Origin of the sequence: Mycolicibacterium sp. Y3 (genome assembly GCF_051188035.1) — a bacterium.
Taxonomy (GTDB): domain Bacteria; phylum Actinomycetota; class Actinomycetes; order Mycobacteriales; family Mycobacteriaceae; genus Mycobacterium; species Mycobacterium fluoranthenivorans.
On the sequence record NZ_JAVQLT010000001.1, the window covers coordinates 2,640,888 to 2,653,847 of the forward strand.

Below are 12,960 nucleotides of genomic sequence, written 5' to 3' on the forward strand. Positions count from 1 at the left end.
ACCGGTTGCCCTGCAAAGCTTCTGTTCAGGGCGACGGAGTGAGCACGCCGTACCGACTACGCGCGATCAGGGTGGAGCTGCCCCGAATCAGCTGATTCGGGGCAGCTCCACCTCTGAGCACAAGGTTAAAGCGAGCCTTCGGCGATCCGGCGTACCGCGCGCAGGAAGACGTCGATCTCGTCGAAGGTGTTGTAGAACGCGAAGGATGGACGCACGGTGGCTTCCAGGCCGAGCCTGCGCAGGATCGGTTGTGCGCAGTGATGACCTGCCCGCACCGCGATGCCTTCGGAGTTCAGTGCTTTCCCGACCTCCAATGGCTCGTGCCCGGCCAGCACGAAGGACAGCACGCTGGCCTTCTCTTCGGCCGTGCCGACCAGACGCACCCCGGGGATGTCGGCCAGCCGCGGAGTGGCATAGTCCAGCAGCGCGTGCTCATAGGCGGCGATGCGCTCGATGCCGATTCGCTCCACGTACCGGATCGCCTCGCCGAGACCCACCGCATCGGCGATATTGCCGGTGCCGGCCTCGAACTTGTTCGGGATGCCTTGGTAGATGGCGCGATCCAGCGTGACGTCGGCGATCATGTTGCCCCCACCCTGCCAGGGTGGGGTTTCCGCGAGCGCGTCCTCGGTGCCGTAGAGCACGCCGATCCCGGTGGGTCCGAAGATCTTGTGCCCGGAGAACACGAAGAAGTCCGCGCCCAGGGACTGCACGTCGATCGGGACATGCGGGATGGACTGTGCACCGTCGATGAGCACCCGCGCGCCGTAGCGATGCCCGAGTTCGACGATCTTGTCCACCGGGGTCACCGTGCCCAAGGCGTTCGAGACATGCGTGGCCGCGACCAGCTTGGTCTTCGGTCCGAGCAGCTTCTCGAACTCGCCAAGCAGCAGGTTGCCCGCGTCGTCCACCGGGGCCACCTTCAGCACCGCACCGGTCCGCTGCGAAATGAGCTGCCAGGGAACGATATTGGCGTGGTGTTCGAGGTGGGTGATGACGATCTCGTCGCCGGGGCCCAGATGTTTGCCGCCCCACGAATAGGCCACCAGGTTGATCGCCTCGGTGGTACCCCGCACGAAGATGATCTGCTCGGACCGCGGTGCCCCGATGAACCGGCGCACCGCTTCGCGGGCATCCTCGTACGCATCGGTCGCCCGGGCCGCCAACTCGTGCGCCGCACGATGGATGTTGGAGTTCTCGTGCGCGTAGAAGTAGGCCAGCCGGTCGATCACCGACTGCGGCTTCTGAGTGGTCGCCGCGTTGTCGAACCAGATCAGCGGTTTGCCGTTGACGGTTTCGCGCAGAATCGGGAAGTCGGCGCGGATCGCGTTGACATCGAAGATCTCGTGGTCGTCGCGGATCAGCGGCACCGGAGTCGAAACCGGCGGGGCCGCATCAACACTGGTGGTGGGGGTGGACAGGAAGTAGTACCCGTCGGCGTCCTGCGACGCCGGCGGGGCGCCCGTCCACCCGAGATCGGGCACCTCCGGCACCGCACCCGGCCAGACCGGCGCGTTACCGCGCTGGGGCGAGCGAAGCGACGGGGAAGAGCTGGGCGCCGGGGGAGCCGACGGCGGGGCCGCCAGCACACCGGGTGCCGTCGGCACCAGGCCCGTCAGGGGCGAGCGAAGCGACGGGGAGAGATCCGGTACCGCGAACGCCCCCAACCCACCGATCGGCGCAATCGGGCTCGCAGCGTTGCCGTCCAGGGGCGAGCGAAGCGACGGGGAGAACCGGGGCGCCACCGGCGCCACACCCGGTGGAATGCCTTCGGGCCCAGGCGAAGTCGGGGCCGGAACGTTCACCGCTGGCACCGAGACGAACTCGGCCGGAGTGGCCGGATGGGCGGCGCCGGCGGCGGTGGAGCCCGCAGAGGTCGCCGTCGTGACATCCGGTGCCACCCCGCGCGGAGCCACCTGAGTGGTCGCAGGCGGGCTGTCCGGACCGGGCCGGATGCTCGTCGCGAACAACTGGGTGGCCAGCGCCGACAGCTCGGCTTCGCTTATCGGCAGCTCGCCTTCGGCATCAAGGGATCTGTACTCTTTCCCGTCGCTTCGCTCGCCCCGATATTCACTTGTACTCATGGAACTGGTCCACTGCGACGTCGTCCAGTACCGCGAGCGCATCGTCGGTGAGCACCGCCAACGACGAGTACAGGGTGACCAGATACGACGCGATCGCCGACCGGTTGATACCGGTGAACCGCACCGACAGACCCGGCGCCTGCTCGCCGACCAGGCCCGGCTGGAACAGCCCGACCACACCCTGGCGCTCCTCGCCGGTGCGCACCAGGATGAACTTGGTCTTGGAATCCTCGACCGGCACCTTGTCGCTGGGCACGATCGGGATACCGCGCCATGTGATGAACTGCGCGCCGAACAGGCTCACCACTGGTGGCGGCACTCCGCGGCGGGTCGCCTCGCGGCCGAACGCGGCCACCCCGAGCGGATTGGTGAGGAAGAACGCGGGCGTCTTCCAGACCTTGGTGATCAGCGAATCCAGATCATCAGGAGTGGGCGTGCCGCGCCGGGTGGAGATGGTCTGTTCCGGGGTGACCTGCGACAGCAGGCCGTACTCCGGGTTGTTGACCAGTTCGTACTCTTGGCGTTCCTTGATGGTCTCGATCGTCAGCCGCAGCTGCTGGGCGACCTGATCGTGCGGGCTGGAATACAGGTCCGACACCCGGGTGTGCACATCGAGCAGCGTCGAGATGGAGCGCAGCGTGTACTCGCGCGGGCTCGTCTCGTAATCGACATAGGTCTCCGGCAGCGGATCGTCGCTGCCGGTGCCCTCGTCGGCGTGAATCGCGACACGATCGGGATTGACCACCCGATTGACCCGGTAGATACCGGCCTCCACAGGCACCCAAGACAACAAGTGCAGCAGGAAACGGGGGGTGATCGTCGACAGCTGGGGAACTGTCTTGGTGGCGTTCGCAAGCTGCCGGGCGGCGAGATCGCCGAGAGCCTGCGACTCGTTCTGGGCAGACGTCATGGTGCTACCTCCGACGGGGTTCTGTTGTGTGATGCGGCGGCCACGATACGGGGTCGCTTGTGTCTCCACATGATTAGCACGCAACGAGAGGGAAAACTCCCCAGAGCTGGTGGGAGGACCCTGTGGTGTGACGCTGTCGTCAGTTCGGAGGCACTCGGCAGGGTGGCTTTCTCGCGCGTATGCCGTATCGTGGGGCCCATGTCTCACGACGCCCGGATGCGCCGCGCTTTCGCGCGCCCCGTCGTCGTGCGTTGTTGTTGTTGTTGATTTTCTGACGCCGGCCCCTGCGTTTCTGCCCGCCCATCCCTGGCGGTGTGTGGATACGCGTTCTCACAGCCACCAGAAAGCAACGTTCGATGTCTGCTCTACCTCTGCTTGCCGTAACCCGTACCGCCGTCGCGGTGCGCCGCGTCGTTCGCCGCGACCCCGAGATCGCCCGAATGACCCGCTACCGCGGCGGCACCTTCTCGCCAACGGTCGACACCATCGTGTTCTCCGACGGGACCACCGCGCGCACCGACCTGATCAGGCTCAACCCCAATATCGACGCGTACTCGCTGGACTTCATGGGGGTGGCCCCGACTGTCCCTTCGCGTTATCGGCCGGCCAACTGGTCCGCCGTGCCCAATGTGTCGGCGCGGGCCGTCGAGGCCGAGGTGGATTGGATCATCCGGAACTCGTTCCCGACGCTGGGCACCGCGGAGCTCAGCCGTCGGTTGCGTGCGGCCGGTCACTTGCGGGGCGGTTCGCACCTGGCCGAGCACGAGGCGATCGCGGCCACGCAGGCGGCGATCTGGCATTTCACCAATGGTCTGAAGCTGGACAATCGGCCACTCAACGTCCCCGTCAATGTCCTCAGCGAGCCGGAGTCGATGACCTTCGAGTTCGAAGGTGAACCCCAATTGGGCAGCTACACAGTCGAACTCAGTGCAGATGAGGCAGCCTCGCTGGTGCTGCAGAAATCGGTGGACGGCCATCGCTGGCGTGACGTCGCCGGCTCGGAATTGAACGTGGCCGCGGGCGCCGGCCGGTATCGGACCACGCTCGGTGTGGGTGCGACGACCTCGGAAACCCGCCCGGGCCGCCGGCACCGCGGTTATCGCTTCTACCGGTTGCAGGTGATCGCCGACCGGACCGTCTCCGTCGACATCGACGACGTGACCTTCTCGCTGCACGGATCCGGCAACTACCGCAACGCCGACCGCGTCGTCGCGCTGTACGACTACCTGTTGGCCGGCGCCGACACCGCCCGGCGGCTGACGGTGGTGCCGCGACTCACCGCGGACCGCGCCGTCATCGACGCCGACGGGATTCTCGGTCCGTTCCGATTCGACGCCACCGACACCGCCGCCCTGTCAGCTATCGGCGGCACGTTGGTCGAGCGGGATGGAGCCCCGATCGAAGGTCCGGTTACGCCCGGCCGCGAGATCTACCTACGTCCCGCCGGTCAGAGCCGCCAGATCGTGGTGACCGCCAGCGTGCCCGCAGCATCCAATGGATTCGGCGGCCGGGTCATCACCGGGGTCGCCTATGACGACCACCGGCTGACGCCCGTCGCGCTGGCCGTGCCGACGCCGACGGTGATCGACTTCGAGATCACCTTCTAGTTGCTCACCCCGGTGCGTTGGCCGGCTGGAACACCCCGGTGCTGTCGGCTTCCTCCTCGGCACGGATCACGTGGACGACCGCGTTGATCAGGGCGAGGTGGGTGAATGCCTGCGGGAAGTTGCCCAGGTGGCGCCCGGTGCGGGGCTCGATCTCTTCGGCGTACAGGTGCAGGGGGCTGGCGAAGGACAGCAGCCGCTCGCACAGATGCTTGGCGCGGCTCACCTCACCGATCTCCACCAGGGCCGACACCAGCCAGAACGAACAGATGGTGAAGGTGCCCTCCTCACCGGACAGGCCGTCGTCGGTCTCCTCGACGCGGTAGCGCAGCACCAAGCCCTCGTCGGTGAGTTCATCGGCGATGGCCAGCACGGTGGCCCGGATCCGCGGATCGTCGGACGGCAGGAAGCGGGTCAGCACGGCCAGCAGCAGCGAGGCGTCCAGCGCATCGTCGCCGTAGCGCTGCGTGAGCACCCCGCGCGAGTCCACGCCGTGGGCCAGGATGTCGGCCTTGATCTCCTCGGCGACGACGCGCCACTGCTGCGCATAGGACTTCTCGCCCTGCAACTCGGCGAGTTTGGAGCCGCGGTCCAAGGCCACCCAGCACATGATCTTGCTGGAGGTGAAGTGCTGCGGTTCGCCGCGGACCTCCCAGATCCCGCGGTCCGGTTCCTTCCAGTGCTTGATGGCTTCCTCGACCTGGCTCTTCAGGACGGGCCACAGCGCCTCGGGGATCTGCTCGCGGGACTTTGCGTGCAGATATACCGAATCGAGCATGGTGCCCCAGATGTCGTGCTGCATCTGGTTGTAGGCGCCGTTGCCGATGCGCACCGGGCGGGCGTTGTCGTACCCGGACAGATGGTGCAGCTCGTCCTCGACGAGGCTGCGTTCGCCGCCGACGCCGTACATCACCTGAAGCGGGTGGTGTTCGCCATTGTTGGCGCCGGAGACATCGGCGATGAAGGAGAAGAAGTCATCGGCCTCCCGATCCAGACCCAAGGTGTACAGCCCCCACAGGGCGAAGGTGGAGTCGCGGATCCAGGAGTAGCGGTAATCCCAGTTGCGTTCGCCCTGTGGTGTTTCGGGCAACGATGTGGTGGGGGCGGCCAGCAGGGCGCCGGTGGGCGAATAGGTCAACCCCTTCAGCGTCAACGCCGAGCGCTGCAGGTACGAACGCCAGGGGTGATCGGGGAAATCGCCGATGTTGATCCATTGCCGCCAGGACTCGCTGGTCTTCCACATCTTCTCCGAGGCCTCTTCGAAGGTCTGCGGTGCCGGATGCTTGGACCACGACAACGCGACGAAGACGTTGTCCCCTTCGGTCAGCCGGGTGCGGGCGCGCGCCTCGTGGCCCTCCAGACCGATCCGCAGGTTGGTGGTCAGCCGCAGGGAGGGGTGGGCCTCGGGGTCCTTGTGTGAGCGGGCGATCGCTTCGCCGTAGGCGGCCGCGGAGTACTCCCAGGTGGCGGACTGACGGCCGTAGTCGAAGGACGGTTCGCAGTTCATCACCAATTCGACGACGCCGGACACGCAGCGCACGGTGCGCAGCAGGATGTGTTCGGCATCCCAGTCCATCGGGGTGCGCCGGTGGGTCCGGGAGCGGGTGTCGATGTCGTGCCAGGGGCCCATCACCAGGGCATCACGCACGATCATCCAGCCGGTATGGGTCTGCCAGGTGGTTTCCATGATCAGGGAGCCGGGCAGGTAGCGCCGCGCCGAGGGGACGGTGACGCCGTAGGGGGCCAGCCGGAAATGCCCGGCGCTGCGATCCAGGATGGCGCCGAACACGCTGGGGGAGTCCGGGCGCGGGACGCACAGCCATTCCACCGAGCCGGCGGCGGAGATCAGGCAGGTGTTCTCGCAATCGGACAGGAACGCGTAGTCCGCGATCGGCGGGAACGGGTTCCGTAACGTCCCGCTCGCACTCGCGTAGGGGACGGGCGCGGTGACCGAGAGCGGCGCCTCGTGATCGGTGTGTTCCAGGACCATGCCCGACATCATCGACTGCCGAGCGGTCCGCCGTCCACCGGTAGCAGCTACGCCGCCTTTTGCCGGGTCATCGCCTGGCGAACGCCGGGATGTGTTCCGGAAGTGGTCCGATGGCCACGCCGTACCCGGCGATCTTGCGCAGCAACGGGATCCGGTTGAACATCCGGACCGGAGCCGGTGCCGTCGTGGCGGCACCCTGCACGGGAGCCGGATTGTCGGCGCCGCCGACGGCGACTGCGATCACCTTGGCATGGATGGCACGCTGCACCCCCTGGATCAACGCGGTCGGCACCCAGCGTCTGGCCTGCACCCTGGCGAGATCCCGTGTGCTCACCCGACCGGCCCGTAACGGATCGGCCAGGATGCGCCCCGCCGCCACGGCATCGGCCACCGCCAAGTTGATGCCCACACCGCCGACCGGGGACATCGCGTGGGCCGCATCGCCGATCAGCAGCAGCCCGTCGGTGTACCAGCGCCGCAGCCGGTTGAGCTGGACGTCGAGCAATTTGACGTCATCGAAATCGGTGAGGGTGCCGATCCGGTCGCCGAGCCAGGGCACCAGGTCCACCACGCCGCGGTGCAGGGCCTCGATGCCCTCGGCGCGCAGCCGGGCATCGCTGCCCTTCGGGATGATGTAGGCGCACTGGTAGTAGTCACCGCGATCGATGACGATCATCGCGTGGCCGGCACCGAGCACCCCGGCCAGACCGTGCGGATCTCCCTCGGTGCGGGGCAGCCGGAACCACCAGACATCCATCGGCGCCCCAAAGCTCTTGGGCACCAGGCCCATTCCGTCCCGCAGTGTCGATCCGCGACCGTCGCAGGCGACCGTCAGATCGGCGCGCATCTCGTGCTCGCCGTCGGCGTCGCGGTAGCGCACCCCGACCACCGCACCACCGGACCGCAACGGACCCAACACTTCGGTGCTGCGCAACAGCCTGAACGACGGCTCCCGCTCGGCCGCCGCGGCCAGCAATTCCAGGAAATCCCACTGCGGCACCAGTGCGATGTGCTGGTGCCGGCCCGGAAGATGCCGCAGGTCGATGTCCACCGGGGTGTCCTGCACGGACATGCTGATCGTGTCGATCAGCCGGTGCGGTACGTCCGCGAACGCGGGCCCCAGACCCAGTTCGTCCAGGTCGCGCAAGGTGCTCGCGTGTACCGTGTCACCGCGGAAGTCGCGGAGGAAGTCGGCGTGCTTCTCCATGACGGTGACGTCCACGCCGGCCCGGGCCAGCAGCAGGCCCAGCATCATTCCGGCCGGGCCGCCGCCGGCGATCAGGCATCCGGTGGCATCGGGGGTTGTCGGCATGGCCTCATCGTGGCACTACTGTGAACCACATGGGTGGGATCCTCAGCTGGTGGGACGGCGTCGAACTGTGGCTGTCCGGCCTGGGCTTCGTCGCGCAGACCGCGGTGGTGATGCCCGTGGTGCTGGCGCTGGCCTATGGCATCGCGGTGGTGCTCGACGGTGCCCTGGGTAACGGCATCAAACTGCTGAGCCGGGCCCCCCATGAGGACGAGGATCCGCGATGAACCAGATGCCCCGGTCCCGCGTCACCCTGATCCTGCTCATTCTGATCGCGCTCGTCCTCGTGACCTGGTACTTCACCCGTTGATGCGGTGTGGGACACACCCGTATAGCGGACTGAGTCGATTCTGTTAGGCTTCGCGCCATGCACGCAGTGTCCGGCAGCATGACGAGCCATGTCCTGGCTCTGTCTGCCGTTGATCTTTGCGCTGGCATCACTGTGCACTGTTGTCGCTGACCCCAACCCGTCTCGCGGTTTGGCGTCGGTGGTGGCTGTCATCCAGCCATCGTTCCCCGGCCATCTCCTCCGTCGTGACGGGCTCATCTCCGCCCCATCCCGTCAGAATCGAAGGAAAGGCCGTTAATGTCCGAGAGAATCAAGTCGCGCTGGAGTGCGGCTGCAGCGCTGGCCGTGTCGGCGACCCTGCTCGCCGCGTGCGGCGGTGGGGGATCCAGCGACGTGGCCGGTGACACCGGAGGCGCGAAGGCCGACACCACGCTGACCCTGGTGGCTTACGCGGTGCCGGAGCCCGGCTGGAGCAAGATCATCCCGGCGTTCGCCGCCACCCCCGAGGGCAAGGGTGTCGCCGTGACGACGTCCTACGGCGCCTCCGGAGACCAGTCGCGCGGTGTGGTCGACGGCAAGCCGGCCGATATCGTGAACTTCTCCGTGGAGCCCGACGTCACGCGGCTGGTGAAGGCCGACAAGGTGGCCAAGGACTGGAACGCCGACGCCACCAAGGGCATCCCGTTCGGATCGGTGGTTTCCCTGGTCGTCCGCAAGGGCAACCCCAAGGGAATCAAGGATTGGGACGATCTGCTCAAGCCCGGTATCGAGGTCGTCACCCCCAGCCCGCTGAGCTCCGGTTCGGCCAAATGGAACCTGCTGGCGCCGTACGCCGCCAAGAGCAACGGCGGCAAGGACTCGGCCGCGGGCCTGGACTTCATCAACAAACTGGTCACCGAGCACGTCAAGACCCGCCCGGGCTCCGGTCGCGAAGCCACCGATGTGTTCCTGCAGGGCACCGGTGACGTGCTGATCAGCTACGAGAACGAAGCGATCAACGTCGAGCGGCAGGGCAAGGATGTCGAGCACATCAACCCGCCGCAGACCTTCAAGATCGAGAACCCGGTCGCCGTGGTGAGCACCAGCGCCCACCTGCAGCAGGCCACCGCACTGAAGAACTTCCTCTACACCGCCGACGGCCAGAAGCTGTGGGCCGAGGCGGGCTTCCGCCCGGTCGACCCCGCCGTGGCCGCCGACTTCGCCAAGGACTTCCCGACCCCGGAGAAGCTGTGGACCATCGCGGACCTGGGCGGTTGGAAGGACGTCGACCCGGCGCTGTTCGACAAGGACAACGGCAGCATCACCAAGATCTACAAGCAGGCCACCGGATGACCTCTGCTGTCACTGACGGCGCCCCGGGAGCTTCGGCTCCCGGGGCGTCCCGGGACCCCAGGGCCCGGCAGTTCGGCACCACCTCGTTACGGGTGGGGGCCGCCTCGATCTGGTTGTCGGTGATCGTGCTGCTCCCGTTGGCGGCCATCCTCTGGCAATCCGCCGGAGGCGGATGGACCGCGTTCTGGCAGGCCGTGACGTCCAATGCGGCGCTGGAATCGTTCAAGGTGACCGTGACGATCTCGATCGGCGTCACGCTGGTGAACCTGGTGTTCGGCCTCCTGGTGGCCTGGACGCTGACCCGCGACACCTTCCCCGGCAAGCGCCTGGTCGATGCCGTCATCGACCTGCCGTTCGCTTTGCCGACCATCGTCGCCAGCCTGGTGATGCTGGCGCTCTACGGGCCCAACAGCCCGGTGGATCTGCACCTGCAGCACACCAAATGGGGTGTCGGGGTGGCGCTGCTGTTCGTCACGCTGCCGTTCGTGGTGCGCTCGGTGCAACCCGTGCTGCTCGAACTGGACCGCGAGGTCGAGGAGGCGGCGGCCTCGCTCGGTGCCAACAGCTTCACCATCCTGACCAGGATCATCCTGCCCGCGCTGCTACCGTCGTTGTTGTCCGGAGCGGGCCTGGCCTTCTCCCGTGCCATCGGCGAATTCGGCTCGGTGGTGCTCATCGGTGGTGCGGTGCCCGGGGAGACCGAGGTGTCCTCACAGTGGATTCGCACCCTGATCGAGAATGATGACCGCACCGGTGCGGCAGCGATCTCGATTGTGCTGCTGCTGGTTTCGTTCGTCGTGCTGTTCATCCTGCGGGCGGTGGGGTCTCGGGCGGCCAAGCGTGAGGAACTGGCGAAATGACGCTGTCGTCCCCGGTGCGCTACCTCGTCCGATTCTTGGCGCTGGCCTACGTCACCGTCCTGGTGATCGTCCCGGTGGGGCTGATCCTGTGGCGTACGTTCGAGCCGGGGATCGGCACGTTCATCGCCTCGATCACCACTCCGGCCGCCATCTCCGCCCTGCAGCTGTCGCTGTTGGTGGTGGCGATCGTGGTACCGCTCAACGTGCTGTTCGGGGTGCCCACCGCACTGGTGTTGGCCCGCAACCGATTCCGGGGCAAGAGCGCGCTGCAGGCGGTGATCGATCTGCCTTTCGCGGTGTCACCGGTCGTGGTCGGTGTGGCACTGATCCTGCTGTGGGGCAGTGCCGGCCTGCTCGGTTTCGTCGAGAACAACCTCGGCTTCAAGATCATCTTCGGTCTGCCCGGCATCGTGCTCGCCAGCATCTTCGTCACCGTTCCGTTCGTCATCCGAGAGGTCGAACCGGTGCTGCACGAACTGGGCACCGACCAGGAAGAGGCGGCCTCGACCCTGGGCTCGCAGTGGTGGCAGACGTTCTGGCGGATCACCCTGCCGTCCATCCGGTGGGGTCTGACCTACGGCATCGTGCTCACCATTGCGCGCACCCTCGGCGAGTTCGGCGCCGTGATCATGGTGTCGTCCAATCTGCCGGGGACCTCGCAGACCCTGACCCTGCTGGTGGCCGATCGATACAGCCGCGGCCAGGAGTACGGCGCCTATGCGGTCTCGACTCTCTTGATGACCGTCGCAGTCATCGTGCTCGTCATTCAGGTGATTCTCGACGCCCGGCGTGCCCGGGCGGCAAAATAGGGCCCCTAGGAGACACAGTGACTTCCAAAGAGACAACCAACGCCATCACCGTCAAGGGCGCCAACAAGCGCTATGGCGACTTCGTGGCCCTCGACAACATCGATTTCGTCGTCCCGGACGGGTCGCTGACCGCCCTGTTGGGACCCAGCGGTTCGGGTAAGTCCACCCTGCTGCGGGCGATCGCCGGCCTCGACGTTCCGGACAGCGGGGCCATCACCATCAAGGGCAAAGATGTCACCGGTGTGCCGCCGCAGCGGCGCGGCATCGGTTTCGTCTTCCAGCACTACGCCGCGTTCAAACACCTCACGGTGCGGGACAACGTGGCGTTCGGCCTCAAGATCCGCAAGCGGCCGAAGGCCGAGATCAAGGACAAGGTCGACAACCTGCTGGAGGTGGTCGGTCTGGCCGGCTTCCAGACCCGCTATCCGAATCAGCTCTCCGGCGGTCAGCGCCAGCGGATGGCCCTGGCCCGCGCGCTCGCGGTGGATCCGCAGGTGCTGTTGCTCGACGAGCCCTTCGGTGCGCTGGACGCGAAGGTGCGCGAGGATCTGCGGGCCTGGTTGCGCCGGCTGCACGACGAGGTCCACGTCACCACGGTGCTGGTGACCCACGACCAGGCCGAGGCACTGGATGTGGCCGACCGGATCGCCGTGCTCAACAAGGGCCGCATTGAGCAGGTCGGCTCGCCCACCGAGGTCTATGACGAACCGGCCAACGGATTCGTGATGTCCTTCCTCGGCGCGGTGTCCTCGGTCAACGGTTCACTGGTGCGTCCGCATGACATCCGGGTGGGACGCAATCCGGATCTGGCGATCGCCAGTGATGACCCGAATGTCGCCGCCACTGGGGTGATCCGGGCGGTCATCGACCGGATCGTGGTGCTGGGCTTCGAGGTACGTGTCGAGCTGACCAGCGCGACCGACAACACGCCGTTCACCGCGCAGATCACCCGTGGTGACGCGGAGGCGCTCGGCCTCAAGCACGGTGACACCGTGTACGTGCGGGCCACCCGCGTGCCGAATCTGGCGGGCGACGCCCCAGCGGCGCAAGCGCTGTCCAGCGTGTAGTCAGGCCGCGGCGCGGGTGCTGCAGACGGCGTCGAAGCGGTCCAGCACCGTGTCGGCGACCAGCCGGTGCGGCCCGAGCGGCAACGCCATCGGGATGCCCCGTGCGGCGGCGAATGCCGCCACCCGGTCGGTGATCCGGCCGTGGGCCAAGAACCACGGTGCGATGACGAGCCGGGTGGCACCGCGAGCCCGCAGCTGGTCGGCGATCTCGGCCAGGTTCGGGTGCGGTCCGGCTGCGAATGCGGTGGCCGCCGTCCATCGGGTGTGGGCCACCAACTGTTCGGCAACCGTCTCGGTGCGCGAATTCGCTTCGGCGCGTGAGGAACCCACCGCCGTCACAATGACCCCGACGCCGTCGAGCCGGGACACGCCAGCTTCGGCGATCCGTCGCCGGAGCACCGCCACCAGCTGGTCGTCCTCGCCGAGGACATCGGCCTGGCGGGCGGCGACCCCGGACTCGGCGATCATCGCGGGGATGTCCTGGCGCGCGTGGTAGGCGTCCGCGAGGAGCAGCGGGGTGACCACCGCGCCGTCGCCGGCCGTGCGTAGCACGTCGGTCAGACTGGGTGAATTCTGTTCGCAGAACGCAGGTCTGACATCGATACCGGGCCGGATCCGACGAATGGTGTCGGCCACCGCGTACGTCGTTGCGGCAGAGCGCGGGTCGGCGCTACCGTGGGCGGTCAGGACGAGGATGCTCACCGGG

At 67.1% G+C, this 12,960-nt stretch carries 11 protein-coding genes; 6 read left to right on the forward strand and 5 right to left on the reverse strand.

Features of this window, described 5'->3' with window-relative positions; genetic code table 11:
* Window positions 1-125: 125 nt before the first annotated feature.
* Both QN239_RS12850 and QN239_RS12855 read right to left on the reverse strand, forming a co-directional pair.
* Window positions 126-2,084 carry a family 2A encapsulin nanocompartment cargo protein cysteine desulfurase gene (locus QN239_RS12850; protein ID WP_499010803.1) on the reverse strand — a complete coding sequence of 653 codons (1,959 nt, stop codon included), beginning with the start codon at window positions 2,082-2,084 and terminating at the stop codon, window positions 126-128.
* Window positions 2,071-2,994, reverse strand: coding sequence for a family 2A encapsulin nanocompartment shell protein (locus QN239_RS12855; RefSeq protein ID WP_090353484.1), 924 nt, complete (start codon window positions 2,992-2,994; stop codon window positions 2,071-2,073). The genes QN239_RS12850 and QN239_RS12855 overlap by 14 nt, the downstream gene beginning before the upstream one ends.
* A gap of 356 nt (window positions 2,995-3,350) precedes the next feature.
* Between QN239_RS12855 and QN239_RS12860 the strand changes: the two genes are divergently transcribed.
* On the forward strand, window positions 3,351-4,601 hold the full coding sequence (locus QN239_RS12860; RefSeq protein WP_499010805.1) for a thioester domain-containing protein: 1,251 nt from the start codon (window positions 3,351-3,353) through the stop codon (window positions 4,599-4,601).
* A gap of 4 nt (window positions 4,602-4,605) precedes the next feature.
* Here the strand turns inward: QN239_RS12860 and QN239_RS12865 are convergent, their stop codons facing one another.
* Both QN239_RS12865 and QN239_RS12870 read right to left on the reverse strand, forming a co-directional pair.
* On the reverse strand, window positions 4,606-6,588 hold the full coding sequence (locus QN239_RS12865; RefSeq protein ID WP_499010808.1) for a glycoside hydrolase family 15 protein: 1,983 nt from the start codon (window positions 6,586-6,588) through the stop codon (window positions 4,606-4,608).
* Between the two features lie 67 nt (window positions 6,589-6,655).
* Window positions 6,656-7,900: an FAD-dependent oxidoreductase gene (locus tag QN239_RS12870; RefSeq protein WP_499010810.1), complete on the reverse strand. Its 1,245-nt coding sequence runs from the start codon at window positions 7,898-7,900 to the stop codon at window positions 6,656-6,658.
* A gap of 29 nt (window positions 7,901-7,929) precedes the next feature.
* On the opposite strand from QN239_RS12870, the gene QN239_RS12875 reads away from it, so the two are divergent.
* The 5 genes from QN239_RS12875 to QN239_RS12895 all read left to right on the forward strand — a co-directional run bounded on the left by QN239_RS12875 (window position 7,930) and on the right by QN239_RS12895 (window position 12,254).
* Window positions 7,930-8,124: a hypothetical protein gene (locus QN239_RS12875; protein WP_499010811.1), complete on the forward strand. Its 195-nt coding sequence runs from the start codon at window positions 7,930-7,932 to the stop codon at window positions 8,122-8,124.
* Window positions 8,125-8,483: 359 nt separating this feature from the next.
* A complete protein-coding gene (locus QN239_RS12880; protein ID WP_499010813.1) occupies window positions 8,484-9,518 on the forward strand; it encodes a sulfate ABC transporter substrate-binding protein in 1,035 nt (344 codons plus the stop codon).
* Window positions 9,515-10,378 (forward strand): sulfate ABC transporter permease subunit CysT, encoded by an 864-nt coding sequence (gene cysT, locus QN239_RS12885; RefSeq protein WP_499010815.1) that lies wholly within the window; start codon window positions 9,515-9,517, stop codon window positions 10,376-10,378. Before QN239_RS12880 ends, cysT begins: the two co-directional genes overlap by 4 nt.
* Complete coding sequence (gene cysW, locus QN239_RS12890) at window positions 10,375-11,187, forward strand: sulfate ABC transporter permease subunit CysW (RefSeq protein WP_499010817.1); 813 nt, start codon at window positions 10,375-10,377, stop codon at window positions 11,185-11,187. Before cysT ends, cysW begins: the two co-directional genes overlap by 4 nt.
* A 17-nt stretch (window positions 11,188-11,204) precedes the next feature.
* Window positions 11,205-12,254 (forward strand): sulfate/molybdate ABC transporter ATP-binding protein, encoded by a 1,050-nt coding sequence (locus tag QN239_RS12895; RefSeq protein WP_499010819.1) that lies wholly within the window; start codon window positions 11,205-11,207, stop codon window positions 12,252-12,254.
* Here QN239_RS12895 and QN239_RS12900 read toward each other — a convergent pair whose 3' ends face one another.
* Window positions 12,255-12,956, reverse strand: a complete 702-nt coding sequence (locus QN239_RS12900) for a sirohydrochlorin chelatase (RefSeq protein WP_499010822.1) — start codon at window positions 12,954-12,956, stop codon at window positions 12,255-12,257.
* Between the last annotated feature and the right edge of the window lie 4 nt (window positions 12,957-12,960).